21 protein-coding genes are annotated in these 24,975 nt (G+C 57.4%); 9 read left to right on the top strand and 12 right to left on the bottom strand.

The genetic code is table 11. The annotated features are described in order from the left end of the window. Positions 1-11: 11 nt before the first annotated feature. The 5 genes from PSR63_RS06560 to PSR63_RS06540 all read right to left on the bottom strand — a co-directional run bounded on the left by PSR63_RS06560 (position 12) and on the right by PSR63_RS06540 (position 7,315). Positions 12-704, bottom strand: coding sequence for an ABC transporter ATP-binding protein (locus PSR63_RS06560; RefSeq protein ID WP_274331776.1), 693 nt, complete (start codon positions 702-704; stop codon positions 12-14). 6 nt (positions 705-710) lie between these two features. Further along, positions 711-1,655, bottom strand: a complete 945-nt coding sequence (locus PSR63_RS06555) for a prenyltransferase/squalene oxidase repeat-containing protein (protein WP_274331774.1) — start codon at positions 1,653-1,655, stop codon at positions 711-713. Positions 1,656-1,668: 13 nt separating this feature from the next. Next, the gene (locus PSR63_RS06550; protein WP_274331772.1) at positions 1,669-2,103 is read right to left on the bottom strand and encodes an acyl-CoA thioesterase; all 435 of its coding nucleotides are present in this window, start codon (positions 2,101-2,103) and stop codon (positions 1,669-1,671) included. Positions 2,104-2,289: 186 nt separating this feature from the next. Further along, positions 2,290-2,559, bottom strand: coding sequence for a 30S ribosomal protein S18 (gene rpsR / locus PSR63_RS06545; RefSeq protein WP_105350180.1), 270 nt, complete (start codon positions 2,557-2,559; stop codon positions 2,290-2,292). A gap of 316 nt (positions 2,560-2,875) precedes the next feature. After that, entirely contained in the window at positions 2,876-7,315 is a 4,440-nt protein-coding gene (locus tag PSR63_RS06540) for a PVC-type heme-binding CxxCH protein (protein ID WP_443111113.1), read from the bottom strand. Between the two features lie 309 nt (positions 7,316-7,624). Here PSR63_RS06540 and nagB point away from each other — a divergent pair, with 309 nt between their 5' ends. Further along, positions 7,625-9,514, top strand: coding sequence for a glucosamine-6-phosphate deaminase (nagB, locus tag PSR63_RS06535; protein ID WP_274331767.1), 1,890 nt, complete (start codon positions 7,625-7,627; stop codon positions 9,512-9,514). Between the two features lie 72 nt (positions 9,515-9,586). Here the strand turns inward: nagB and PSR63_RS06530 are convergent, their stop codons facing one another. Further along, on the bottom strand, positions 9,587-9,775 hold the full coding sequence (locus PSR63_RS06530) for a Flp family type IVb pilin (protein ID WP_105350182.1): 189 nt from the start codon (positions 9,773-9,775) through the stop codon (positions 9,587-9,589). A 261-nt stretch (positions 9,776-10,036) separates the two neighbouring features. Here PSR63_RS06530 and lexA point away from each other — a divergent pair, with 261 nt between their 5' ends. Both lexA and PSR63_RS06520 read left to right on the top strand, forming a co-directional pair. Continuing rightward, positions 10,037-10,648: a transcriptional repressor LexA gene (lexA, locus tag PSR63_RS06525; RefSeq protein ID WP_274331762.1), complete on the top strand. Its 612-nt coding sequence runs from the start codon at positions 10,037-10,039 to the stop codon at positions 10,646-10,648. Positions 10,649-10,801: 153 nt separating this feature from the next. After that, positions 10,802-11,239: a hypothetical protein gene (locus PSR63_RS06520; protein WP_274331760.1), complete on the top strand. Its 438-nt coding sequence runs from the start codon at positions 10,802-10,804 to the stop codon at positions 11,237-11,239. Between the two features lie 70 nt (positions 11,240-11,309). On the opposite strand, the gene PSR63_RS06515 is transcribed toward PSR63_RS06520, so the two are convergent. Beyond that, positions 11,310-12,674 (bottom strand): sigma-54-dependent transcriptional regulator, encoded by a 1,365-nt coding sequence (locus PSR63_RS06515; RefSeq protein WP_274334302.1) that lies wholly within the window; start codon positions 12,672-12,674, stop codon positions 11,310-11,312. A 4-nt stretch (positions 12,675-12,678) separates the two neighbouring features. After that, a complete protein-coding gene (locus PSR63_RS06510) occupies positions 12,679-14,289 on the bottom strand; it encodes a sensor histidine kinase (RefSeq protein WP_274331758.1) in 1,611 nt (536 codons plus the stop codon). Between the two features lie 338 nt (positions 14,290-14,627). Between PSR63_RS06510 and PSR63_RS06505 the strand changes: the two genes are divergently transcribed. Then, positions 14,628-14,798 (top strand): hypothetical protein, encoded by a 171-nt coding sequence (locus PSR63_RS06505; protein WP_274326707.1) that lies wholly within the window; start codon positions 14,628-14,630, stop codon positions 14,796-14,798. A gap of 37 nt (positions 14,799-14,835) precedes the next feature. After that, positions 14,836-15,504: a transposase gene (locus PSR63_RS06500; protein ID WP_274326708.1), complete on the top strand. Its 669-nt coding sequence runs from the start codon at positions 14,836-14,838 to the stop codon at positions 15,502-15,504. 55 nt (positions 15,505-15,559) lie between these two features. On the opposite strand, the gene PSR63_RS06495 is transcribed toward PSR63_RS06500, so the two are convergent. Both PSR63_RS06495 and PSR63_RS06490 read right to left on the bottom strand, forming a co-directional pair. Continuing rightward, positions 15,560-16,918 carry a DUF1552 domain-containing protein gene (locus tag PSR63_RS06495; RefSeq protein ID WP_274331756.1) on the bottom strand — a complete coding sequence of 453 codons (1,359 nt, stop codon included), beginning with the start codon at positions 16,916-16,918 and terminating at the stop codon, positions 15,560-15,562. A 37-nt stretch (positions 16,919-16,955) separates the two neighbouring features. Next, complete coding sequence (locus tag PSR63_RS06490; protein WP_274331754.1) at positions 16,956-18,902, bottom strand: DUF1592 domain-containing protein; 1,947 nt, start codon at positions 18,900-18,902, stop codon at positions 16,956-16,958. 352 nt (positions 18,903-19,254) lie between these two features. On the opposite strand from PSR63_RS06490, the gene PSR63_RS06485 reads away from it, so the two are divergent. The 4 genes from PSR63_RS06485 to PSR63_RS06470 are packed head-to-tail and all read left to right on the top strand — an operon-like array spanning position 19,255 to position 22,404. Next, positions 19,255-19,998: an ABC transporter ATP-binding protein gene (locus PSR63_RS06485; protein ID WP_274331752.1), complete on the top strand. Its 744-nt coding sequence runs from the start codon at positions 19,255-19,257 to the stop codon at positions 19,996-19,998. Next, positions 19,998-20,777: an ABC transporter permease gene (locus PSR63_RS06480; protein WP_274334300.1), complete on the top strand. Its 780-nt coding sequence runs from the start codon at positions 19,998-20,000 to the stop codon at positions 20,775-20,777. Before PSR63_RS06485 ends, PSR63_RS06480 begins: the two co-directional genes overlap by 1 nt. Before the next feature lie 2 nt (positions 20,778-20,779). Then, on the top strand, positions 20,780-21,763 hold the full coding sequence (locus PSR63_RS06475) for an ABC transporter substrate-binding protein (protein ID WP_274331751.1): 984 nt from the start codon (positions 20,780-20,782) through the stop codon (positions 21,761-21,763). Continuing rightward, positions 21,760-22,404, top strand: coding sequence for a histidine phosphatase family protein (locus PSR63_RS06470; RefSeq protein WP_274331750.1), 645 nt, complete (start codon positions 21,760-21,762; stop codon positions 22,402-22,404). Before PSR63_RS06475 ends, PSR63_RS06470 begins: the two co-directional genes overlap by 4 nt. Here the strand turns inward: PSR63_RS06470 and lpxK are convergent. Continuing rightward, a complete protein-coding gene (gene lpxK / locus PSR63_RS06465; protein WP_274331748.1) occupies positions 22,398-23,480 on the bottom strand; it encodes a tetraacyldisaccharide 4'-kinase in 1,083 nt (360 codons plus the stop codon). The two genes, PSR63_RS06470 and lpxK, sit on opposite strands and share 7 nt — an antisense overlap. Before the next feature lie 95 nt (positions 23,481-23,575). Beyond that, positions 23,576-24,676 carry an isocitrate/isopropylmalate dehydrogenase family protein gene (locus PSR63_RS06460; RefSeq protein WP_274331746.1) on the bottom strand — a complete coding sequence of 367 codons (1,101 nt, stop codon included), beginning with the start codon at positions 24,674-24,676 and terminating at the stop codon, positions 23,576-23,578. Positions 24,677-24,975: the final 299 nt, after the last annotated feature.

The raw sequence follows: 24,975 nt of genomic DNA, 5'->3' as shown, positions 1-24,975 counted from the left end.
CCTTCCCGGCGTTACGAGTGGGTGATCGGCTGCTGACCTTGCAGCTTGCCGTCGTCCAGTTGGTACTGCTGCTGGAAGATGGTGGCCAGTTCCTGGCTGTGCGTCACCACGATCAGGATCGACTGCTCTTCCTTCTGTAGCTCTAACAGCAAGTTGCCGATCGACTCGGCGTTCGTCTTGTCAAGGTTGCCGGTCGGCTCGTCGGCCAGCAGAAGCTTGGGCTGATGGATCAAGCTGCGGGCAACGGCGACCCGTTGTCGTTCGCCCCCGGAAAGCTCGGCCGAGCGATGTTCGATCCGCTGCGAAAGACCGACTCGCTCGATGAGCATCTTGGCTCGCTCGATCTGCTGTGGAGTTGACTTGCCGTCGGCCAACGTGGGCACCAGCACGTTTTCCAGCACGGTCAATTGCGGCAGCAGGTGATGGTCCTGGAAGATGAAGCCGATGTTCTCGCTGCGAAACTTGGCCAGCTGCACGTCGCTCAAGGCAAACGGATCTTGGCCATCGAGCGTGATAGTGCCGGAGGTGGGCGCTTCCAGCGTGCCGATGCAGTAGAGCAGGGTGCTCTTGCCGCAGCCGCTGGGGCCGAGGATCGCGGCGCTTTCACCCTGGGAAAGAGACAGTGAAACGTCTGTGAGTACTTTCAGGGACTCAGCCCGTGTGGGATACTCTTTGGCCAACTGCTTGATTTCCAGGTCTGCCATGATGGTTCATTCCAGGGTGAAGTCGTTGGGTACATGTAACAGGGCCAGGCTGCCCAGACCGTAGAAGGTGTATTCTACGTCGGCCACTTCGTCCCAGGCCGCCCCGAAGAAGCCGCCGCTGTCTTGCTCCAGACCACGCACGTATTTCAGGGCATCGTCGGTTTCAATCTCGTGCAGCGCGTCCAGATCGGTCAGAGTTAACATACCGGTGAACGTGCTCAGCACATCGGCGATCGGGATCCGCGTGTTCGCGCGTAGCCCACCTTCATCGTTTTGCATCTCGACCAGGAAGTCGAGCGTTCCATCGATAATCTCTTCGGTCAGGCTGTCGAGGATTCGCAGCGCCCCGATGGCCGCGGCCGTGGGGTTGGTCCCGGCGCGCTTGCTGGCACGGATTTCCCGAAAGCCGCCTTCTTCCGACTCTTGCGAAAGCAGGAACGTGACCATCGCTTCCGGCTGCGGAATCGGTTGTTCGATCAGTTGCAGGCACAGCAGTACCAGAAACGTGTGATACGTACTGCTGGCCATTCCTTCAGGGCCTTTGGCGTAGCCGCCATCTTTTCGCCGCAGCGAGTTGAGCGTGTCCGCGACACTTCGCCGCCAGTTCGAGGAAGCCCCTGCGAAGATATCGATGCCCGCGGCCGTTTCCAGTAGCTTGGCTCCATAGATCAGCGAGAGGAAATCGACAACGCCTTCGTGACCGGTCAGCTTGGTTTGCAGAAACGACGCGGCCTTCTCGGCGACTTCTCCATGCAGCTCGCCCAGGATAGCCAAGCTTCTCAGGCCGAAGCTGGTGTAGTACAGATCGCTGGCCCCTTCGCGGCCGGCGAAGCCACCATCCTCTTGCTGTTTGGCCAGCAGAAACTGGGTGTGCCGCGCGCGGGTCGCTTCGTCCAGCTCGCCAATACCGGCTGCCAGGCGGAGGGTGAGTTGTTCGTGGTAGGAAAGCATGCGGAGCGGGGTGTTAAGTAGTAGCCGTCGGGTCGACGAAGGGGAGCAGTTTCTCTTTGAACCACTCGGGGATTTCCATACTCTTGGGAGCGTGGCCGGGGTTAACCTGGCAGCAGACCGCCGTCATGGTGCCTTCGGCGAGGGTCAGTTTGTCACGCTCGAAGTGGAAGCGGTAGGTCACGCTGCGCGAGCCAATGCGGGCAATGATCAGGGAGACATCCAGCATATCCTCGAACTTGGCCGGGCCGCGGTAATCGCAATCGATCGATACGCGGGGCCAACTCATCGATGTGTCTTCCAGTTGGTGGTGCACGCTGAGCCCCAGCGAACGCAGGAATTCGTGCTCGACCTGTTCCATGTAGATCAGGAAGGCCGAGAAGTGAACGATGCCCGCGGCATCCGTATCTCGGAATTCAACGCGGCGGGTCGTTTGAAAGGTTTGCGACATGGTGTTCTCCTGGTCCCATTGTTGGCACTTATGGCCGGTAATCAATATGAGGCAACCAGAGGGAGTACGAGTTGGGCGATTCTGAGCCTGGTCCAGGTGGCCCAGAATGAGGGCGCATGAAAAAAGCCCGCTTTCTTCTCGAAAGCAGGCTTTTCGGTATATCTGAGGGCGGACGTTCCGGGAGAACTAGTCCTTGACGTAAGCCAACAGGGCCATGAAGCGGGCACGTTTGATGGCCTGCGTAACGGCGTGCTGGCTGACGGCGGTACAACCGCTCTTGCGACGACCAACAATGCGACCGTGACGGTTGGTCAGCTTCTTGAGCAGTTCCACGTCCTTATAGTCCACGAACATAGGACGCGGACGCTTGCCATCGACGAAGATCGGATCCTTTTTGGATACTCGAGCTTTGGTCTTGGCACGCTTACGGGCTTTGGTCTTGTTGGCTGGTCTCATAATTCTCTTTCGGGCGTGTCTTATTGGCCGCACTGCGTCTATGAGACACTGTGACGCGGCAACGTTCGATATGACTTAGGTTTAGGAAATCGTTGTTCCCTAACCTCGGATTTCCTTCGAGTGGAAACTCAAGATTTTATAGCTGCTGGGGCGAAGTCGCAACCCCCAATGAAAGAATCACGTTGTCTCGGGTGGTACGACGACGCCAATTGCAGATGCAGTCCCTTTCTGCAGATCTGCTTCCATCCCCATGGCGACGTCGCCGTGACACCCAAAACATGTGACAGCAACAACTTGCGTTGCGACAATGCCTTTCTTACTCGGCGGCCTCTGCGGTGACGGCCATCACGACCGGGGCCGTGTCGTCGTTACCCTTGACCAGATCGATTGTCTTGACCGGCTTTGCCTCGCTAGGCATGACGGCCAGGTAACGGATCTGACGGCCATCCAGATCGAAGGCAAACTTCGACTCTGGCACGTCCACGCGGCGGATGTAGTCCGCAATATGGACACCGTTCTTCAGTTCATGGTCTTCGGTCGTGCCGTCCTCGTAGTGGAAGCGAACGATCATCGAGGTCGTCTGCTTGTCGCTATAAGGGAAAGCCCAACCGGCGACGCCACCCAGGATGTGCACTGCCTTGAGCGGCATGTTGCACGGTAGCGAGACCGACTTCGGCATCTTCGGAGGCAAGTAGCCACCTGGGCCGTACAGCATGACGGCGTTTGCCTTGGTGGTTCCTTGCGGATCGATCAGCTGGAACGGAACCCCTTCAAAGGTCTTCGGGCTCCAATCTTCAAAGACCAGCGTTTCGACCGGGGCGTCCTTCGAGATAAACATGCCTTCGGTGCTGACCGCCGTGGCGACCTTTTCCAGCGGCAGCGGAACAAACTTGCCACGCTGGGTCAGGAAGGCCAACAGGTCTTCAAACTCCTTCGGCTTGATCTGCTTCTCGAAACCAACCGGCATCAGCGACTGAGGCGTACCCAGCAGTTCGTCGATGTCTTCGCGAAGAATCGATTGCTGCTTGCCTTCGGCGTCGACCAGCTCAATAGCCGTCCGGCTTTCCGAAGCGAGCAAACCGCTCATCACGCGTCCGTCCATGGTGGCAACCATGTAGGTACGGTAGTTCGATTCAACGCTACGGTTTGGGTCAAGGATCTCGGTCAACAGCTGCGACTTCGGATGAACGGCCATCCCGGTCAGGTCCGGACCGATCTTCGAGCCTTCGCCGCTGTGGACGTGGCACTTCGAGCATTCTCGCTTGAAGACCAGCTTACCGGCAGCCGCGTCCCCCTTGGCTTCGGTGGTTGCCCACAGTTCCTTGATGACCTTCTGACGGTCGGCGTTGGGCAGAGCACCACCACGAGCGAACATCTCTTCGGCCTTCTTACGCAGGTCCTTGTCAGGATGCTGCGAGAGGGCCTGACGCTGGTCGAGTGCCAGTTCGTTCAGTTGGATCACACCCTTGTCCATCGAGGCCAGCAGTTCTGCGGTCCACGTTGGACGACCCAACATCAAGCTAATGGCATCCTTACGAGCGGTTGGCGTCAAGCTAGGCAGCGTTTCCAGAACGTACTTGCCCAGTTCGTCGTTTTCGCTCGACTTCAAGCTATTGAGTAGTGCCGTGGTCACGTCGGCCGACGTTTGCGGGCCGATGGTGGCCAGCAGTTCTTCTTCAACCGGTGGGTCCATCTTCACGTTCAGCTGAACGATCTCGCGAGCCAGCTTCTGTACTTCTTTGGCACTGAGGTCGCCTGATTCGATTTGATCCAGAGCGTTCTCAACCAGTTCTTCCAGCTGCGCGGTCAGCTTGGTGCTGCCCCAGTTCACGGCCATGCTGATCAGCTGACCACGGCTAGAAGCAGGAAGCTTTTCGATCAAGCTGGCCAGCGATTCATCGACGGCGTCGGTGATCTGCGGCTTCTTGTCGGCTGGCCAACCTTTGGCCAGACCGGTCACGATGGCCTGGGCCACCTCCGGCTGAGCGTTTTCAACAGCTGGCAACAGCTCGGCGATCGAATCGACCGGACCACCACGCGAGTAGTGCTCGGTCACGATGGCCACCAGGTTCAGAACCTTGTTGTCGACCTTGTCGCTCTTGGCGACCGCTTTCAGGAAGCTGTCCCCTTGGTTGGCAGCGGCCGAGGTCGCGGCATCCGGGATCCAGCGATCGTTGGCGTTTTCAGGCTGCGTGATCATTGCCAGGATATCGATTGCCGCCGCATCGCTGGCTGGCAGGTCGGCCAGAGCCAACAGCGTCATCAAGCGAACTTGCGGATCGACATCATTCAGTACGCCACTGCTCAGGATCGCAGCGGTGCTTTCCGGAATGTTAGGCAAGACCTGAACGGCATTGCGACGAACCCCAGGAGCAGGATGCTTCAGGGCGGCATAAGCGGCTTGGGTTGCGGTGCCATTGGCATCGGTCAGGAGACCCAGGCCATGCAAAGTCCACAGAGCGTGGATCGCTCCAACGTTCAAGCCAATGCTATCCACCGAGTCGTCTTGCAGCAGGTTGATCAAGCCGGGAACGACGTCGGTTTGACCGCGTTCGACCAGGATCTGCTGAGCATGACGACGCCACAACAGGTTGTCGCTCTTGAGGGTCGCGACGATCTCTGCAGGAGAGGCCTTCTCCAGGTTCACGTGCCAGTCCTTGTCGGCCTTGGCACCTTCGCCGGTGTAGACGATGCGGTAGATACGACCGTGTCGCTTGTCACGCAGGTCGGTTTCGTATGCAGCACCCTTACCGGTCTTGAAACCGTGTGGCGTTGGGTTGTGTTGGATGATGTAGTTGTACCAGTCGAGAACCCAGACGTTGCCGTCAGGACCAACCTCAGCCTGGATCGGAGCCGACCATTCGTCGTCGGAAGCCACCAGGTTGAACGGGCTGGTCGAGTGGAAGTCGCTGCCGTTACGCGAGATCACAAAGGCACCGGTGAGGTGACCCGTTGGACCGTTGACAAAGGCAACGCGATTCCAGAACGCTTCCGGGTAGTTACGAGCCGTGTAGAGCGAGTGCCCGGCACCGGCCGTGTAGCCACCGTGATGGTCGACCTGGCGAACCTTGTCGGTGATCGGGTCGAACATGTGCGAGTCGGACATTGGATCGAGCACCAGGCGAGCCGTCCAGCCACGAACTTGTTCGTAGTAGCGGTTAGGAATCGGCATGTAAACGCTTGGGCAGTGGTTGGCGGTCGAGCCGAAGATGATCCCTTCTTCGCTCATGCCCAGGCCCCACGTGTTGTTGTTGGTCGAGCGGATGAATTCCAGCTTGCTGCCGTCAGGCTTGAAGCGGAAGAAACCGTTGCGGAAGCCAGGCTGCTCGACACCGTCGACGACGACGTGCGAATCGTTGTAGCCCTGCATACCCCAGATCCAGTTGTCGTGACCGTACTGGAAGTTGCTCACACCACCGTGGGTGTCACGCATGTCCCAGCCGGTGAAGATGACCTTCTTTTCGTCGGCCACGTCGTCGCCGTCGGTATCTTTCAGCCAGATGGTCTCGGCACCGTTCTGGACGATCACACCACCGTTGTGGAAGGCGATCGAAGTCGGAATGCTCAGGCCTTCGGCGAAGGTGGTCACCTTGTCCGCTTTCAGGTCGCCGTCGGTGTCTTCGCAGATCACCACGCGGTCGCGGCCTGGTCCCTTGGTGTGCAGTTCGTTGGGGTAGTCCAGCGTCATGCACATCCACAGACGTCCTTGAGCATCCCAGGTCATCGCGATGGGCTTGCCACCGTCGAAGATTTCTTCCGAGGCGAACAGCTTGGCTTCAAAGCCTTCGGGCAGAACCCAGTGCTTCTGCGATTCTTCAGCCGGAACTGGCTTCTGCATCAGGTTCAGGTTTTCGGCCTGCGTACCCCAGTTCTTGCTGGCGGTGTAGTTGGGAATCTTGGCACCGACGTCGATGTAATCGAATGGCTTGACGTCTTTGTTGGGCTTCTGAGCCTTCGGCACATCCATCGGACGATCGAATGCGGTGATCAGGCCTTCCGTCTCAGGTGGGAAGTTAGGCACGACGCTTGGGTCGTGTCCGACGGCCCAGCGAACGCCACGTTCGACCAGGTTGGCAAAGCCAGGATTGGTCCACGTGCGAGCGTCATGGCCCCATGCGGTGTAGAAGACGCGTCCCTTACCTTGTTCACGAACCCAAGTCCATGGTTCCCGTTCGCTATCGTTCACACGGTAGGTCAGCACCGTGCGGTTCTCTTCGTTGTGTTTGGTGTGCACGTAGGTTTCGTCCCAGCTTTCAAAGCCTTGGAAACCCTTCATGATCGGGTGCGAAGTTTCGGTGATTTGGGTGCGGAAGAAGCCACCGCCATGGCTATTGAACTGAGCACCGACCAAAGCGATGTACTTTGGCGAGTTCAAGAAGCAGTACGAAGCACAGTGCAGCGGAATGAGCCCGTGTCCCGATTCGACGTAATCGATGATCGCCTTTTCGCTGGCCGGGTCGATCTGCTCGATGTTGGCGTAGATCATCAACCCGTCGAATTTTGCAAGCGTCTCAGGATTGATATTTGCCAGCGAATCGGTGTACTTCAGATCGATCCCACGAGCTTCCAGAACCGGTTGCAACTCGACGAATCGCTTGGCCGGTTGGTGGTGCCCTTCGTCACCTAAGAACAGCACCGAGATGCGCTGCGGTTGGGTTTGCGGTTCGGCCGCGGCAAGGTGGCTCAGGCCCATAAATAGCGTGAGCAGGCTTGCGGCCAGTGATGCGAAACGATAGCTGCGGATGTCGCGTAGCATGGCACTTGGGTGGGCTGAAGGAATACGGTTTTTGGACAAGGTCTGGGTCGCATTCATTGCCTAGGAATTAGGGGATGAGCCTAGGCAAAAATTAAGTTTTTCGACTTATTCCAATATAGTGGCTTTTCGCCAAAGGTCTTCCTAAATAAGTCCCGTGAATTGTAGGTATTTTGCAAGGAATTCACGCAATGGAGTGAATGGCTCCCTATTCAAGCTCTGCGCGATCGTTCATACTTGCCGATTCGGTTCGAGATTTAATTTGCTGCGGGGGGACACCTTCGCTTTCCTACAACCTGAACAACGAGAATCATGACTGAACGAACCGCTGATCGACCTGAGATGTCGATCCAGTCAACTGCTTTGCCTTGCGCTGTTTTTTCCACTAGCGAAGCCCTCTCTCGCCACGTCGCTGAAATCGTCGCTGCGATCATTCGCGAACGACAAGCTCAAAAAGCGACCGCTGTGCTTGGACTTCCAACCGGTTCCACGCCCATGGGCGTCTATCGAGAACTGGTTCGCATGCACCAGGACGAAGGATTGGATCTTTCCAATGTCATTACCTTCAACCTGGACGAGTACTACGGCCTGAAGCCTGACCAACTGCAAAGTTACCACCGAACGATGCACGAGGTTTTCTTTCAGCATGTGAATATTCCTTCGGAGAATATTCACATCCCAGACGGCACAATTCCGCTGGATGAAGTTGATGCTTATTGCGATGACTACGAAAGTAAGATCCGCGAAGCAGGCGGTATCGACCTGATGCTGCTGGGCATTGGCTCCAACGGTCACATCGGCTTTAACGAGCCTTTTAGCATCCGCAACAGCCGCACTCGGCTGTGCACGCTCGACCCGATTACGCGTCGGAGTGCCGCTTCCGATTTCTTCCATGAAGAGAACGTTCCGCACCAGGCCATTACGATGGGCATCGGGACGATTCTGGAAGCTCGCAAGATCTTGCTCCTGGCTTTGGGGCAAGGTAAATCGTCGATCATTCGCGACACGCTTGAAGGTCCCATTACCAACCGCGTACCGGCGACCATCTTGCAGGAACATCGCGACACGTCGGTCTATATCGACGAGGCAGCGGCCAGCAAGCTGACCGCGGTTGCCGAGCCATGGACCGAAGGCGAGGTCCAGTGGGATCAGACGATGATCAAGCGAGCCGTGCTGTGGCTTTGCGAAAAGACCGGCAAGGCCCTGCTGAAGTTGGATGATGACGATTTCCGTCAGCACAACTTGCACCAGTTGCTGCGTCATCACGGCCCCGCACCGAGCCTGGCTCACCGCGTGTTTCGCTGGATGATGGATACCATCGAGTATCATCCAGCCGGCAAGGAAAAGAAGAAGGCCATCTGCTTCAGTCCGCACCCGGACGACGACGTGATCAGCATGGGCGGCACGCTCATTCGCCTGGTCGACGATGGTCACGAAGCCCACGTCGCCTACATGACCAGCGGTAATATCGCGGTATTTGACCACGATGCCCAGCGTTTTGCCGACTTTGTCACGCAGTACAACCGTCTGTTTGGCATCGAAGAAAAGAAGTCGGCCGAGGTCGAAAAGCAGGTCGTCGAGTCGCTCGCGGCCAAGCCACCAGGCGAGCCGGACATCGACGCGGTGCTGACCATCAAAGGCTTGATCCGCCGCAGCGAAGCGATCGCCGGGGCCCTGAAAGCAGGCTGCCAAGAAGAGCATCTGCACTTTTTGGATCTGCCGTTCTATCGCACCGGTAAGGTTGCCAAGAACCCGCTGGGCGACGAAGACGTGAAGATCGTTAAGCAGCTGATCCTGGAGGTGAAGCCTGACCAGGTTTACATCGCCGGTGACCTTTCCGACCCGCACGGTACGCACCGCGTATGTGCGATGGCGATCTTCAACGCCTTGCTGGAAATCGAAGCCGAAACAGGCAGCCGTCCTGAAGCACTGCTTTACCGCGGTGCCTGGCAAGAGTATCCACTGCACGAGATCGAGATTTGCGTGCCGCTTTCACCGAACGACATGTTCAAGAAGCGACAAGCGATCTTCATGCACGAGAGCCAGAAGGATAGCGCGTTGTTCCCGGGTACCGATCCACGCGAGTTCTGGGAACGAGCCGAAGACCGCAACACAGGCACGGCCGATTCTTACAACAAGATCGGATTGCCAGAGTACTTCGCCATGGAAGCGTTCGTTCGCTGGAACGGGCAACCGCTTTAACATCCGACACGGCAAGATTGATCGAACTGCGAAGGCTGCTGGGGAAGAACCGACCTGGCAGCCTTCTCTTTTTTACACACCCAAATCTGGGAATGTGCGTTCGATTTCACTGGCTGAATAGTTGTAACTTGCGACCGTTTGCTGACCGAAGAAGAAGATCGCACTTAAGCAAGCCAGCAGGATCATGGCCATCATGACCGCGTACTCTACGGCCGTGGGACCATCTTCGCTTCGTAAAAAATTGAGAATCTTGGGGAGCATGGGACCGTTCCTTGAGAAAGGAGCGACGAAAAGTAGGAAACGTGAAAGTCCATGCCTACGAGAGGGGGAGTTCCGCTGGCCGGCGATTCACGGCAATGAGTCAACTGAACCCTACGTCAGAATCAGGGGATAGCAAGAAAATCGGTAGACCTTGCGCGTTATAGGAGTTGACATCTGTACAGCATGTAGATAGGCTCTAATTCCGACATCACCTTTCCACGCCGGAAGGGGGAGACCCGCGACGGATCAGGATTTCAGGACATGGCAAGTTCGCAGTCGGCCACCGATTCTCTTACCAAACGACAAAAGGACGTCTTCTACTTCATCCGCGAGAAGATCCAGTCTCGCGGCTACGGTCCCACCGTGCGAGAGATCGGGGAAGAATTCGAGATCAGCTCGCCCAACGGCGTCGTGTGCCATCTGAAAGCCTTGGAGCGCAAAGGACTTATCTCGCGCGAGAAGAACATGTCTCGGGCCATCCAACTGAAGGTCGAGACCGAAGAAGAGACCGGCCTGCCGTTTGTCGGGCGAATCGCCGCCGGCGTCCTGCATGAAGCCATCGGCCAGGACGAACGGGTCGATTTCGGCTCGATGTTCAGCCACCGAGACCATTTCGTGCTGGAAGTCACCGGCGACTCGATGATCGAAGCCCACATCGACGAAGGGGACTACGTCGTCGTCAAACAGCAGGAAACGGCTCGCCCGGGCGAGATCGTCGTGGCCGAGACCGACGAAGGGGAAGCGACCCTCAAGTATTGGTACCCCGAAAAGAACCGCATCCGTCTGCAACCCGCCAACAGCAGCATGCAGCCCATCTACGTCAAAAACGCAAAAGTCCGCGGCGTGGTGATTGGCGTGGTAAGAAAGTTCTAGAACGCTCGCTCAATCAGGCGAGCGTCTTCACCAAATCATGTCCCCTCTCCCCTGAGGGGAGAGGGTTAGGGTGAGGGTCTCTCTCTCTCATCAAGCCCTAAGCGATTGAGAACAAAACAAAGTCCAGCAGGCTAGGTTGTTCGAATCGGAACAATGGAAATTCAACTAGCAGACTTCCTGGAGTGCTCCGATCCGCGTTCGTTCGAGGTAGACGCCGAATTATTTCGCGGCGAGGTAATGCCCGACAAGTGGATCGGTCTTTACGCAGACCTGGGCCAGCAGCGACTCGGCCTATTCTTGGTTGGAGCGAATTTTTATCTGTGGTGGGAGGGACAAGCGATCCCCGTCTCGCCAGAGATCATCATTCACCATCACGTTTGGGAAGGCGCACTCAGGCATCTGGAGATCCGGCAGAAAGGACTGCTGATCGAAGCCTCCTACGAGGTCTCACCCCCGATCATTACGCAGTTCTACGCCGAAAGCGACGACGACACCGACTTCGGACTGTGGGTGAAATCCGTCCTGACCTGTGAGGAGACGAATGCTTTGGTCCGGAAGAGTTGGTCTCAACGATCCGGGAGCGATCCGTGAGGCTAGATGCCGCAGGTCGTACTTCCAGTCCCCTCGCCCCTGAGGGGAGAGGGTTAGGGGTTATATCCTCTTAGGCCGACTTCTCGCTGGCCGTCGCCTGGTTCAGCTTGTTGTACAGCGTCTTCAAGCTAATCCCCAGCTCTTCAGCCGCTTGCGGCTTGTTGCCATCGTGACGATCCAAAGCGTCGTGGATGGCCTGCATTTCGAGCTCACGCAGCGACATCGGACCACTCACCGCTCGTAGTTCCGGTGGACCCGCTGCATATGATTGTTCGCTGAAGCGACGCGGCAGATGCTGCGGTTGAATCGGTAACTCTTCGCACAGAATCGTGGCGTGCTCGACAACGTTAGCCAGTTCACGCACGTTGCCAGGCCACGAGTGCGACTTGAGGGCGTGAATGGTCTCCGTCGCGAAGACCGTGTGCGTCATCGGAATGGTCGGCCAGAAGCGGCGACTGATGTGCTCGGCCAACAGGGGAATGTCTTCGGTTCGTTCCCGTAGCGGCGGCAACTGAATCTCGAAGGTGTTGATGCGGAACATCAAGTCTTCGCGGAAGTCGCCATCCTTCACCATGTCTTCGATGTGACGGTGGGTCGCGCTGATGATGCGAACGTCGACCTTGATCGAGCTGTTCTCGCCCACGCGACGGATCTCGCCCGTTTCCAGCACTCGCAACAGTTTGGCTTGCAGCGCCTTGGGAAGCTCGCCGATTTCGTCGAGGAAAAGCGAACCACCATGAGCGACTTCAAACAGACCGATGCGGGTTTCTTCCGCCCCGGTGAACGCTCCTTTGCGGTGACCGAACAGTTCACTTTCGATCAGGTTTTCAGGTAATGCACCACAATTCACCGCGACAAACGGTTGTGCGTGACGCAGACTCTGATCGTGAATTGCTTTGGCGACCAGCTCTTTACCAGTACCCGTTTCACCGCGGATGAGCACGGCCGAATTCGACGGAGCGACCTTGGCGATCATCTTGTTGACGATCTCCATCGCGCCCGAGTCACCGATCAGCTTCGACTTGCCTTCGATGCGGTCCAGGCGGCTGGTCAGCGCTTTGATACGGCGGTCTTGCTCGCGCTTTTTGTAGACCCCTTCCAGCAGCGTCTTCAGTTCCATCAAGCGGCATGGCTTGGTCAGGTAGGCGAATACCTTGAACTCGACCGCGGCAATCGCGCTTTCGGTCGACGACTTGCCGGTCAGAATAATCGCTTCGGTGTCCGGCTTGGTCTCCTTTGCCTTCTTGATGACATCGATGCCCCCTTTGCCGGGCATGTCGAGGTCGACCAGCAGGCAGTCGAAGTCTTCCTTTTCGAGTGCGGCAATCGCGGTAACGCCGTCCGGGCAGACGGTAACCGTGTGGCCGAGACGCGGAAGTTCGAGCCCCATCAGCTTCTGGAGCGACTTCTCGTCATCGGCAAACAATATCTTCAGCGACTCAGGCTGCTTGGTGTCTTCGCTCATTTCGCTTACTTGCTTCCCTGCATGGCAGCGTAAAACTAAACTCACTTCCGAGGCCTGGCCCTTCGCTCCACGCATCGATCTGACCGCCATGGTCACTTACGATACGGTACGAAATCGATAGCCCCAGTCCTGTCCCTTGGCCATCCCGGCGTCGGGTAAAAAACGGCTCAAACAAGTGACGTCGAACTTCTTCGGTCATGCCACAGCCGTCGTCTTTGACGCTGACTTGGACCTGTCCGCGTTCTTCGCTCACCTTTACCAGCACGTGTCCACCTGGATCGATACTGTCCAGGGCATTGGTAATCAGGTTGAGCACGACTTGCTTGATTTCCGGTCCATTGACCGGTGCGAGGGCGACCTGGTCGTCCTCGAAGATCAGGTTCTTTTCACGATATTTGCCCAAGTGGCGGACCATGTCGATCACGCCTTGAACCAGATCTCGCACGTCGGTTTCGGTCTTCTCGACATCTCCTAGACGCGAGAAGTCGAGCAGGCGTTCGGTGATTTCTTTGCACCGGAACGCTTCCTCTTCGATCATTCCCAAGTAGGTCTGTAATACGGTTACGTCGCTATCGCGGAAATGGGTCGTTTCTCCGTCGGGATCGGTTTCGCCTTCGTTGATGCGCGAGCGAAGAGACTCGGCACAGAAGGCGATCGATGCCAGCGGATTGTTGATTTCATGAGCCACGCCGGCCGCCAAAAAGCCGACACTGGCCAGCTGTTCGCTGCGGACGACCTGCTTGGTGCGGTCCTGAACCTGTTCGTTCAGGTTGCTTTCGATGGCCTGGAAGCGATTGGTCATCGCGTTCATGGCATCGGCCAGAATGGCCAGTTCCGCGTGGCCTTCCAGTTGAATGCGGTGCTCGAAATCGCCGTTGGCGACGCGTCGCGAACCATCCATCAGGATCTTGAGCGGACTGAACAGCCATCGCCAGCAGGCATATGCGGCCGAAATGATTGCGCAGACGGTCAGCGAGATCACCATCACCGAAGCCGTAATCCATAGACGATACTGCCCGCGGACTTCGTCTTTGAGCTGCTGCATGTCCTCGATCAAAAACGAGGGGAGCTTCTTGGCCAACACATGCAGTTGATCGATCTCGGCGATCAGTTCATCGTTCTTGATATCGTTCAGGTACCAGTCGGCGTCCTGGTATTGGGCATCCAGCTTCTGGATCGAGCCGTGGATTTCGCCGATCGTATCGCGTTCGTCCGAGTCGTCTCCGATGTCGCTATCGCCGGCACCGCTGCGGTTGAGCTGATCTTCGTACCGCCTAAGCGCTTCCTGAACCGATAGGAACTTGGCTCGGAATTCTTCCCGCAAGAGGGGAGGATCGGTTGTCGAATCGTGAAAGCCAAAACGCTTGGAGTTACGTGCTTGATTCAGTGTGTGGCGAAGCTCGGTTACGGCCAGCGAGAAGTCGATTGCTAGGGGGAGTTCCACCGAACGCGCACTAATGTCGCGAGCGACTTGCCGATACGAGAGACCGCCGGTGATGGTCACGATAAAGAGCGCGAGCACCAACGCCAGCAGCAGACCGCTGCCAATGATCAATTTGTGTTTGAGTGGACGTCGGTTGAGCACCGCGACCTCCTTGTCGCAGAAGCATCAGAGACCGGCCAGAAATCGGGGCCGGTTGATCCATTACGCAGCCAAGTCGTATTTGGTGCGCGGGAGTGAGTCTAGCAAGTCGTTTGCAATTTTTACAAGACCGATGTGGGGGAATTCGAGCAGGAAGTTGGCCAGACGCGGAAAAGAGATCGCTAGCTGACGGCGTGCCAGGGAGAAGCGAACTGGCACGCGTGAGAAACCCTCACCCTGGCCCTCTCCCTTCGACAACATTATTCACCAGCTAGCAATAAAAGGAGTTCACGTACTAGGCTAGGTAGTTGTGTACGAATTCCCAAATTGGGAGCCAAGCCATGGAACGTGAACTCTGGATTGCATTATACAAATTGGCTCGCCAGTGCGACGCCAATCCCTGGTGGGCGATGACAAAGTTTTTTCGATTGGGAGATCGTGAGCGTCTACTTGTGGGCGGTTATTCACGATCGACCAACCTGCTGGGCATGCGAGCCGGGCAACTGGCCTGACGATCTCAGGCCTCGGAAATTACCGTCTCAACCGACGATGAGCCGACGCTTGCCAACCACGGAAGTTCAGGCACTGCTCGCTCAAATGGAACGGTGCATGATCGCGGTGGACGATTTCGGTTTTGTCATGCTCGTTGATGGCAAGCCGCAAATGGTGAGTCATTGCAGCAAGGATCCCGATGCCCGTTGGGGCCGCGCACGACGCGGCTACGGCAAGGGCTACAAGGTCCACGCGATCTACGGCTCGAGCAGCATGCCGCTGGCCTGGGATGTCGAACCGCTCAACGTGGCCGAAACGCCGGTTGCAGTTCGGCTTCTCCCGATCCTAGGGAGAGGCGGAGGCTATCTAGTGGCTGATCGTGGATACGACAGCAACCAGCTCCACGACGCGGCGATGGAAGCCGGTTATCAACTGGTGGCCGAAAAACTGCGACCAGGAAAAGGCTTGGGGCATTGCCGCCACAGCCCAGGACGAATTCGCTGTTTCGCCCTACTAGAGCAGGAGTTCGGTCGCGCCCTAATACGGTTCCGGAACCAGGTCGAACGAAGATTCGCCTGGCTTGGCAATCACGCCGGAGGCCTCGAACCACTACCCAACTGGGCTCGACGAATACACCGCGTCCGCGAGTGGGTTCAAGCCAAACTTCTGATCCATGCCATGTACATGCTCCTCAACCTTCATCCTCCACCGCTAGCTGGTGAATAATGTTGTTCGAGGGAGAGGGGACTGGAAAAGAGAACGCTTCGTTTCTAACGTAGCGTTAGATGACCGTCAGTTTGCCGGTCGAGTCGCCGAAGTCGGGATCTTGGATACCCATCTTGTCCATCATCGAGACGAACAGGTTGGCCATCGGGGTTCGCTCTTTGGCGTCGAGCTGCACGTGGCGGCCCGTTTCGAGCGTGCCACCACCCTTACCGGCCAGGATGACCGGCAGGTCGTCGTGACGGTGACGGTTACCGTCGGACAGGCCGCTACCATAAACGATCATCGAGTTATCCAGCACCGAAGCACCCGAGGGATCCTTCATCGCCTGGAGCTTCTCCAGGAAGTAAGCGAACTGGGTGACATAGAAGTGATCGATCTTGGCAAGCTTGTTCTTCATATCCTGGTTATCGCGATGGTGCGACAGGCTATGGTGCCCTTCGGAAACACCGATGTCGCGGAAGTTGCGATTGCTTCCGTCGTGAGCCAGCATGAATGACGCGACGCGGGTCGAGTCGGTCTGGAACGACAGGGCGAGCAGGTCGAACATCAAGCGAATGTGGTCAGCGTATTCCTTGGGGATACCGCTGGGGGCATCCATCTTGGTTTCCGGCAGATCGCGGAACTTTTCGGCGTTCTGAATTCGCTGTTCAATCTCGCGAACACCGGTCAGGTACTCGTCCAGCTTCTGGACGTCGTTACGGCCGAGTTGCTTCGACATCGACTTGGTTTCACCCATGACGAAGTCGAGTACCGAACGACGCTCGGTCATACGTCGATCGAAGTTGCGTTGTCGCTCTTCACTGTCGCCACGACCAAACAGACGCTCGAACACCAGGCGTGGGTTCGATTCGGCGGCCATCGGCGTATTGGCACTTCGCCACGACAGGTTGAATTGGTAGGCACACGAGTAGCCGGAGTCGCACGAGCCAGACTTACGGGCACCATCGCACGAAAGTTCCAGCGACGGCAAACGGGTTTCGTAGCCGAGGTACTTGGCCATTTCCTGATCGATGGAGATGCCTAGTTCGATATCGGAACCAGCAGTCTTCTTCGGACGGGCACCGGTGAGGAACGTTGCGTGTGCCCGGGCATGGTCGCCGGCACCGTCTTTGCCCGCAAATCCGTTTTCGTGAGCCAGGCCGCTGACAATTTGGAACTCGCTACGGAGTTTTTCCAGCGGCTTCATGGTCTCGTTCAGCTTGTAGTCCTTACCGGAACCTTCCGGGGACCACTTGTTCATAATGACCCCATTGGGCACGTACAGGAAGGCGGACCGCAGGGGATCGCCAGCGGCGGTCGTTGCCGTTTGGGTAGCGGCCTGGGCGGTGCCTGGCATCAGGCTTTCCATGGCGGGCAAAGCCACGGCCAGTCCGAGTCCCTTGAGGAAATGGCGGCGTGTGGGTTGCATTTTCATGGCATCAATTCCTTTGTTGCGCTAAAAGCTGGCAGGATCATTGGGCGGACGACAACAAGTCGCCGTCGCCACGACGCTTTTGGAAAGGGGCGCTATCTACAATGGTGTGAATCATGTCGCGAAGCTTCCCATCTTTGGCAAGCATGTCGTCGACGATGATGTCTACGGTCGGTGTGTCGTAATACTCCAAACCCCGCCCAAGGGCGTAGGTGAGCATCTTTTCAGTCAAACAACGATAAAAATCGACTTTTCGTTCGTTGGCCAGGACGCGGGAGAGTTCCTTCACACTCGAGAACTCTTCGCCGGTGATCAGCTTGCCGGAAGTTTCGATCGGCTGACCGTTGTCGTCTTCCTGGTATTGTCCGATGTAGGTGAACTTCTCCAGCGACAATCCGAGAGGATCCATCCGCGAGTGGCACGACTTGCACAGCGCTTCGCTGGCATGCAGTTCCATTTGCTCACGCATCGTCAAACGCTTGCCGCGCTGGCGGATTTCCTCCAGGGCCGGAACGTTGGGTGGTGCCGGTGGAGGAGGTGTGCCGAGGATGTTATCGAGGATGAACAGCCCACGTTTGACCGGGGAAGTTCGTGTTGGGTTGGAGGTAACCACCAGGAACGTGCCCTGGGTCAGGATGCCGCCGCGCTTGCTGTCCTTAGGGAGGTCGACCTTCTTCATCCGGCTCTTGTCGAGATCCTTGATCCCTTCCAGACCGTAGAACTTGGCCAGGGGCTCGTTCAGGAAGGTGTAATCGGCGGTCAGCAGTTCGCCTGCCGAGCGGTTTTCCTTCAGGACATACTCGAACAGCATTTCCGTCTCTTCCCGCATGGCGCGGCGGACGGTCCGGCTGAAGACGCGTAGCGAATCACCAAGGTCGCGAATACCCAGAGCACGACGAGCGTCGATGCTCAGCGACTCGACATCCTGGGCTTGCAGCCACTGGCCGACGAAACGCTCGACGAATCGCTCGGACTTGGGATCGTCGATCATCCGATCGACCTGGGCACGCAGGTTCTCGCGTAGCTTACCTTCGCTGGCCAGCTTGGTCAGTTCGTCGTCTGGCAGCGAACTCCACAGGAAGTAGGAGAGTCGCGAAGCCAACGCGTACTCGTCGACGTTAACGACTTTGCCAGGGTTGTTCGGTTCCGGCTGGATTTCGGCGCGGAACAGGAACTGCGGCGAAATCAGGATGGCGGCAAAGGCCTGGGCGATGCCATGCTCGAAGTTGCGATCGGGCAGCGAGCTGATGTGTTTTTGGATTTCGACCAGGCGGTTGAGCGTTTCCTCTTCCACCGGTCGGCGAAAGGCCTTCGAGCTGAAGTGCTTCAGAATCTTGCGGGCGTACTCTTCACGTTCCTTCTCACCTTCCGGTGGTGGACCGTCGAAGAAGACCCGTTTGTACCAGACGTCTTGCTTGCCGTCGGTTGGGACGACTTCTTTAACGATCTCTTGAGCGGCGTCGAAGTACTTCTCGGTCATCAGCGGCGACATCGACAGCACATCGCCGATCGTGTCGAAGCCGTAACCGGTGTCGTCCGGTGGGAAGTTTTCGTCGACCTTATAGCGGTAGCCGAAGAGGTCTTCGATGGTGTAGCGATACTCGTCACGGTTCAAGCGACGGATCGTCACGCGGCCCGGATCGGGGTTCTTCGGGTCGAGCTTGAAGACGTTGGATTGGATCCAATTTCCGACCAGGTCGCGTTCTTCCTGCGACGGTTGATCTTCGTCGGCAGGGGGCATGGTCTGAGCACGCAGGTTACGCCAGACGGCTAACCACGCTTCTTGCGAAGCCTGAGGATTCTCGTGCAGCGAATCGAGCACGACTCCACCTTCCTCGGCACCATAACCATGGCAGCCGTAACAGTAGTTCTCTAAGACGGGTTGAATCTTCGAGAAGTCTGCGGTGGGCTGTTTCGTCTCGGCGGCGATGCTATCGTTGATAGCAGCCGTCAGTACGAAGATCGCAATGAGGGAAAGTCGTTGCATCAGGTTTGTTTAGGCAGGAACGAAGCGATCACCGCTCAGAACTGGGAGTCAGTCAGAGCTGCTCGCGAAACATGTGCTGGAGGCGGGAAACTTCGCTGGTTTATTTCGAACACGGCCCTACAAATGGAGGGGGTTGTGACCGCGCACTAAGGAAGGCTTCAATTAGTTATCGTAGGGAGGGATGTCTTAGAAGTAAAGATTTATTCCCCGCCGGTAGCAATTACCCCAGAGGGTGGTCAGGTTAGACTGGATGGGGTTTTCGCGGTGTCCGATGGACAGTTGGCGTAAGTCAGTATTTTTACACGGTTTTCTGCCTGAAAATTACTATTGGATGTATCCGAACTAGGTGATCGTGTCCGCTATTGAATTTCGTCAACTCGAGAAGCGTTTTTCGCCCGAATCGCTAGTGCTTTCGGTCGACGAGCTTGATATCCCCGCAGGGCAGTTTGTATCCCTTGTCGGTCCCTCAGGTTGCGGTAAATCGACTCTGCTGCGATTGGTCGCGAATCTCGACCAGCCCACGAGTGGCCAGCTTAAGCTCGCCCAAAACGAAGCCAGCGAGCGGGCCTTTGTCTTTCAGGATGCGAACCTTATCCCCTGGAGGACGGCCTGGGAGAACATTCAGTTACCACTGGAGCTCCGTGGCCCACTTACGCGAGAGCATCAGACCGCCATCGAGGCCGCGATTCGGATGGTTGGTTTGCGGCCGGAAGATTCTCGAAAATTTCCGCGAATGCTTTCCGGCGGGATGCGAATGCGGGTTTCCCTGGCCCGGGCCCTGGTCACGCAGCCGAACATCCTGCTGATGGACGAACCCTTCGCCGCGCTCGATGACCTACTGCGGAATCAACTCAACGAGCAACTGCTCGATCTCTGGCAGCAGCAGAAGTGGACGACGCTGTTCGTGACGCATAACGTCGCCGAGGCGGTCTTTTTGAGTCAACGGATTCTGGTCATGCATGCTCAGCCGGGACGGATCGTGGCCGATATGACCGTTCCGTTCGAGTACCCACGTCGTGGCCCACTGCGGAGCGATCCCGATTTCGCCAGGTTCTGTGGGGAGGTCATGGGCCGCCTGGCAGGAGTGCCTGCGTGATGAAGGAAGACCGCTTCAGTTGGAAAACCATCGTGCTGCCGCTTCTAGTGCTGTTGCTGACCGTGGCTCTGTGGCAAGCGATCATCGTCGTCAGCGGATTGGAGCCGTACATCTTGCCGGGGCCGTGGGATGTCGGCAAAACGATGTGGCAGCGCGGCGGCTCGCTCTTTCTGTATTCCTTTCGCACCGGCATGGTCGCGATCAGTGGGTTTCTGATCTCGGTCGTGTTGGGCGTGAGCGTGTCGCTTCTATTTTCGCAGTCGTCGATCATTCGCCAAAGCGGCTACCCTTACGCGATCTTCTTTCAGACCGTGCCGATCGTCGCCGTCGCTCCGCTGGTAATCGCCATCTTTGGCTATGGCGTGCTGAGCGTGATCGTGGTGACGACGATGATCAGCCTGTTCCCGATCATCACCGCGACGACGACTGGACTGATCACGGTCGATCAGGGGCTGCTCGATCTGTTTCGTGTGAACAAAGCGACCCGTTGGCAGATTCTGTGGAAGCTGCAATTCCCGGGTGCGATTCGCTACCTTTTGACCGGCATGAAAACCAGTGCCGGACTGGCGGTGGTCGGAGCGATCGTGGGCGAGTTCTTCGCGGGGCACTCGAGCGGTCATCAAGGGCTGGGTTATTTTATTCTGGTTTCGCAAAATCAAATTAACACGACGAGCCTGTTCGCCGGGACGATATGCAGTACGCTGTTGGGTGTCGTCGTCTTTGCGACGATTTCACTACTGGGCCGTCTGCTGCTGTGGCGGTGGGCAGGGGAGGGATAACCGTGAAACGAATACTTCTGTTGAGTCTGCTTTTGGTCGCCGTTGCGATAGGGTATGGCTGCCAGGTGAAGGACGATACGTACCACACCGGCCCGATTGATAACGACCCCAACGCACGAACCGACGTGAAGCTGGCCCTCAACTGGTTTCCCGAAGCCGAGCATGGTGGTTTCTACGCGGCCCAGTTGAACGGGTATTTTGCCGAGGAAGGTCTCAATGTCGAGATCATCCCCGGCGGGCCTGGCTCTCCAGTGATTCAACAAGTCGCACGCGGCACCGTTGAGTTTGGGGTCGCCACGGCCGATCAAATCCCGCTTGGCCGTGCCCAGGGAGCCAACGTCGTGGCCACGCTGGCGGCGATCGATCAAAGCCCTCGTTGTTTCCTTGTGCACGAAGAGTCAGGCATCGAGTCGCTCGAAGAGCTCAAAGACGTGACCCTGGCGATGAACAGTGGCCGGGCATTTTCGGAGTATCTTAAAAAGCATGTTCCGCTTGAAAACGTTCGCATTGTTCCGTACGACGGAAGCATTGCCGCGTTCCTGCGTGATAAAAAGTTCGCTCAACAGGCGTACGAATTCAGCGAGCCGTTTTTGGCCAAGCAGGAAGGGGCCAATGTTCGCGTGCTGCCCATTCGAGCGATCGGCTACAACCCGTACGCCAGCTTGTTGTTCACCTCGGACAAGCTGAAGAGCGAGCATCCGGAGATCGTGGCCAAGATGACGCGAGCTTGTCGCAAAGGTTGGAAGGCGTATCTCAACGATCCCAAGGAAACCAACGAACATCTGCAATCGCTCAATCCCGAACTCACCCCTGGCGTCCTCGAGTTCGGCGTCAAAGCGATTGTTCCTCTGACGACGGTCGATCAAGTCAACTTTGGGAGCATGGAACTCGACCGCTGGACGACACTCGTCGAGCAGCTTGTCGAAGTCGGCCTGATCGAAAAGGACGCCGTGAAACCGGAAGACTGTTTTTCTGAGGCATCATGAGTGGCACCCTTTCTGACGAGCCGTGTTGGATGTATTTGGTCCGGCACGGAGCGACCGATTTCAATCTGAAAAAGCCGACCGTCCTGCAAGGCAACGGCATCAACGGCCCGCTGGCCGCGATTGGTCGCGAGCAAGCGTCGCTGACCGGCAAGTTCTTAAGCTCGTTCACGTTCGATACGGTCTATGCCAGCCCGATGCTGCGAGCGATCGAGACGGCCGAGCGGATTGTGCCTGGGCGCGAGATCGTTCCCGTGCCGGAGATCGTCGAAGCCGATGTCGGACGCTGGTTGGGCCGCGACTGGGACGATATCAAATCGGCTGAGCCTGAGGAGTACCAGCGGCACCTGGAAGACCCTTCGATTCATCCATATCCCGAAGGCGAATCGGCCAGCGATGTCGCCGAGAGGACGGTGCCGGCGCTAACCCAAATCATGCACGAGAACCTCGGCAAACGGGTTCTCGTGGTCGCCCATAACATTGTCATTCGCGTGATGGTGGCCCATCTCTACCAGATTCCGCTGAAGCAATTTCGGACGATCCGGCAAGACAATTGCTGCGTAAACTTGATTCGCTATCGGCCTGAAAAGGCAGAACTGGTGACGTGCAATTCCACGTTCCACCTGAGCGAGCTGAATCAGTAATCGGCGTAGGGATCTTCCGGGATTTGCTCGACCAGTTCCCGCAGGCGTTCTTCCAGTTCTGCCTGGCCGTCGATAATCTTCGCTTCGATGGTCAGGGCCCAGAGCGGCTTGTCCATGAAGCGATCGAGACCGATCTTTACGAGGTCCTTGTGCGTGCAGAGGACCGCCTCGACGTCGTCGTGCTCGGTGGTCCAGTGCTCCAGGCTGTGGATGTCTTCGCGCTGGTAATCGTGGTGGTCGTCGAACTCGCGTAGCTCGACCACTTCGATCTCGGCATCGGTCAGCGTATGACGGAAACCACTTGGATTACCGATCCCGCAAAATGCCAGGACCTTCTTTCCTTTAAGGTGTTCGATTGGCTCGGACTGCCCGCTGAAGTTGATCAGGCGGCTCGGCTGATGACGCATCTCGACCAGGACGGCATCGTCTTCCAGTTTGGCGACGCGTTCCCAAATGGCGGCTCGCTCCTGGTCGCTCACCATGTCACCGCGGGTCAGCACGATCACGTCTGCCCGGCCCAGGCTTTGGACGGGTTCTCGCAGAGTGCCGCGGGGGAACAGGTAGTCGTAGCCGAACGGCTCGGTGGCGTCGATCAGGACGATATCGAGATCCCGGGCGATCCGCCGATGTTGAAACGCATCGTCCAGCAAAAGAACCTGGGCGGCGAGTTCCTCGGTAGCGACCTGGGCGGCTGCCACGCGATCGGGGTTCTGCAGGTGCGGAACGTCGGGCAGCAGCTGTTCGAGTTCCTTCGCCTCGTCGTTCTGAGCCCCTTGCTCGGCGCCATAGCCGCGGCTGATGAGCGTAACGCGGATGTTCTGCTCACGAAACCAGCGTGCGAGCCAGGCGACCATTGGCGTCTTGCCGGTGCCGCCGAGGGTCAGGTTTCCGACGCTGATCACCGGCACGCCGACCTTTTCGCCTGGTCTGACTTTGGCGTCGTATTGTCGATTGCGAACGCCGACACCGATACCGTACACCAGCGAGGTCACCCACATCAGGCCACGCAGCATCGACGAGCCGATTCCCTTCTGGCGGCCGCTGACAATGGCTTTGAAATCTCGGGCAGTGAGCATCGATTCGTTCTGCTTGCGTAGCGTATTGAAAAGCGAAAGGGACGAAACCTGACGGCTTGTCCCTTTCGATCATTTCTCAATTGATGACGCTTGGCTTAGCCTTTCAGCTTGGCACAAATGGCGTCGGCCATTTCCTGCGTACCGACCGCGGTCGGGTCGTCGCGGTTTGGCTTGAGGTCGTAGGTGACGTCCTTGCCTTCGGCGATGACGTCGGCGACGGCTTGTTCCAGACGCTTGGCAGCATCCATTTCGCCCATGTGCTGAAGCATCAGCATGCCGGACAGAATCAGAGCGGTCGGGTTGACCTTATTCTGACCCTTGTACTTCGGAGCCGAACCGTGGGTCGCTTCGAAGACGGCGCCTTCAGGACCGATGTTCGCACCTGGGGCAACACCCAGGCCGCCGACGATACCGGCACCCAGGTCGCTGAGGATGTCACCGTACAGGTTCGGCAGAACGATCACGTCGTACAGTTCTGGCTTTTGAACCAGCTGCATGCACATGTTGTCGACGATGCGTTCTTCGAATTCGATATCGGGGTAGTCCTTGGCGACTTCCGTGGCCGTGGCCAGGTACAAGCCGTCCGAGTACTTCATGATGTTCGCCTTGTGAACGGCGGTGACCTTCTTGCGGCCGTTCTTCTGGGCGTAGTCAAACGCACAGCGAACGATGCGTTCGGTACCGCTGACACTGATTGGCTTGATCGAAACGCCTGTTTCTTCGGCGCCGGTCTTGATCTTACGATCGGATGGCAGGCCGTTGATGAACTCGATCAGCTGAGCCGTTTCGGGCTTGCCCTTCTCGAATTCGACACCGGCGTAAAGGTCTTCGGTGTTTTCACGCACGATGACGATATCGACGCCCAACTCGCTGAAGTAGCTGCGAACGCCTGGGTACCACTTGCAAGGACGGATACAGGCAAACAGACCCAATTCCTGACGCAGGTACACGTTGATGCTGCGGAAACCGGTACCCACAGGCGTGGTGATCGGTGCTTTCAGGGCACACTTGGTGCGGCGAACGCTTTCGATGGTCGAATCGGGGATCGGCGTGCCGACACGCTCCATCACGTCGACGCCGGCTTCCTGGACGTCCCAGTTGATTTCGACGCCGGTTGCGTCAACACACTTGCGGGCAGCTTCCGCCAATTCGGGACCAGTACCGTCGCCGGTAATCAGAGTGACTTCGTAGGCCATGAGGTTTTCCTGGCAGCTGAGGGATATCGTTGTTGCGATAAGCGATTTAAGGCGATTGGAACACCTTGCGTTAAAGAGCCCAAAATACCAGACCAACCGCCAGCGGTAAACCTAGTGCCGGGACATGGGCTCAGTTGTCGGGCCTAGTTCTGTAGGGTGTTGTGCAACGACGCGCATAGGGCGAACGCACGCCGAAACAAGCCTCGGCGTGCTACCCGGCGGATTATGACCACGCACCCGCGCTCCAGTCCCCTCGCCCCTGCGGGGAGAGGGTTAGGGTGAGGGGGCATTTCGCGCGG

The organism is Bremerella sp. P1 (genome assembly GCF_028748185.1).
GTDB lineage: Bacteria > Planctomycetota > Planctomycetia > Pirellulales > Pirellulaceae > Bremerella.
This window is presented reverse-complemented; position numbering and strand designations above follow the sequence as displayed.

Bases quoted from the DNA above. Each gene is read 5' to 3' on its own strand.
- PSR63_RS06560 (WP_274331776.1), bottom strand. From the start codon at position 704: ATGGCAGACCTGGAAATCAAGCAGTTGGCCAAAGAGTATCCCACACGG.
- PSR63_RS06555 (WP_274331774.1), bottom strand. From the start codon at position 1,655: ATGCTTTCCTACCACGAACAACTCACCCTCCGCCTGGCAGCCGGTATT.
- PSR63_RS06550 (WP_274331772.1), bottom strand. From the start codon at position 2,103: ATGTCGCAAACCTTTCAAACGACCCGCCGCGTTGAATTCCGAGATACG.
- rpsR (WP_105350180.1), bottom strand. From the start codon at position 2,559: ATGAGACCAGCCAACAAGACCAAAGCCCGTAAGCGTGCCAAGACCAAA.
- PSR63_RS06540 (WP_443111113.1), bottom strand. From the start codon at position 7,315: ATGCTACGCGACATCCGCAGCTATCGTTTCGCATCACTGGCCGCAAGC.
- nagB (WP_274331767.1), top strand. From the start codon at position 7,625: ATGACTGAACGAACCGCTGATCGACCTGAGATGTCGATCCAGTCAACT.
- PSR63_RS06530 (WP_105350182.1), bottom strand. From the start codon at position 9,775: ATGCTCCCCAAGATTCTCAATTTTTTACGAAGCGAAGATGGTCCCACG.
- lexA (WP_274331762.1), top strand. From the start codon at position 10,037: ATGGCAAGTTCGCAGTCGGCCACCGATTCTCTTACCAAACGACAAAAG.
- PSR63_RS06520 (WP_274331760.1), top strand. From the start codon at position 10,802: ATGGAAATTCAACTAGCAGACTTCCTGGAGTGCTCCGATCCGCGTTCG.
- PSR63_RS06505 (WP_274326707.1), top strand. From the start codon at position 14,628: ATGGAACGTGAACTCTGGATTGCATTATACAAATTGGCTCGCCAGTGC.
- PSR63_RS06500 (WP_274326708.1), top strand. From the start codon at position 14,836: ATGAGCCGACGCTTGCCAACCACGGAAGTTCAGGCACTGCTCGCTCAA.
- PSR63_RS06495 (WP_274331756.1), bottom strand. From the start codon at position 16,918: ATGAAAATGCAACCCACACGCCGCCATTTCCTCAAGGGACTCGGACTG.
- PSR63_RS06490 (WP_274331754.1), bottom strand. From the start codon at position 18,902: ATGCAACGACTTTCCCTCATTGCGATCTTCGTACTGACGGCTGCTATC.
- PSR63_RS06480 (WP_274334300.1), top strand. From the start codon at position 19,998: ATGAAGGAAGACCGCTTCAGTTGGAAAACCATCGTGCTGCCGCTTCTA.
- PSR63_RS06470 (WP_274331750.1), top strand. From the start codon at position 21,760: ATGAGTGGCACCCTTTCTGACGAGCCGTGTTGGATGTATTTGGTCCGG.
- lpxK (WP_274331748.1), bottom strand. From the start codon at position 23,480: ATGCTCACTGCCCGAGATTTCAAAGCCATTGTCAGCGGCCGCCAGAAG.
- PSR63_RS06460 (WP_274331746.1), bottom strand. From the start codon at position 24,676: ATGGCCTACGAAGTCACTCTGATTACCGGCGACGGTACTGGTCCCGAA.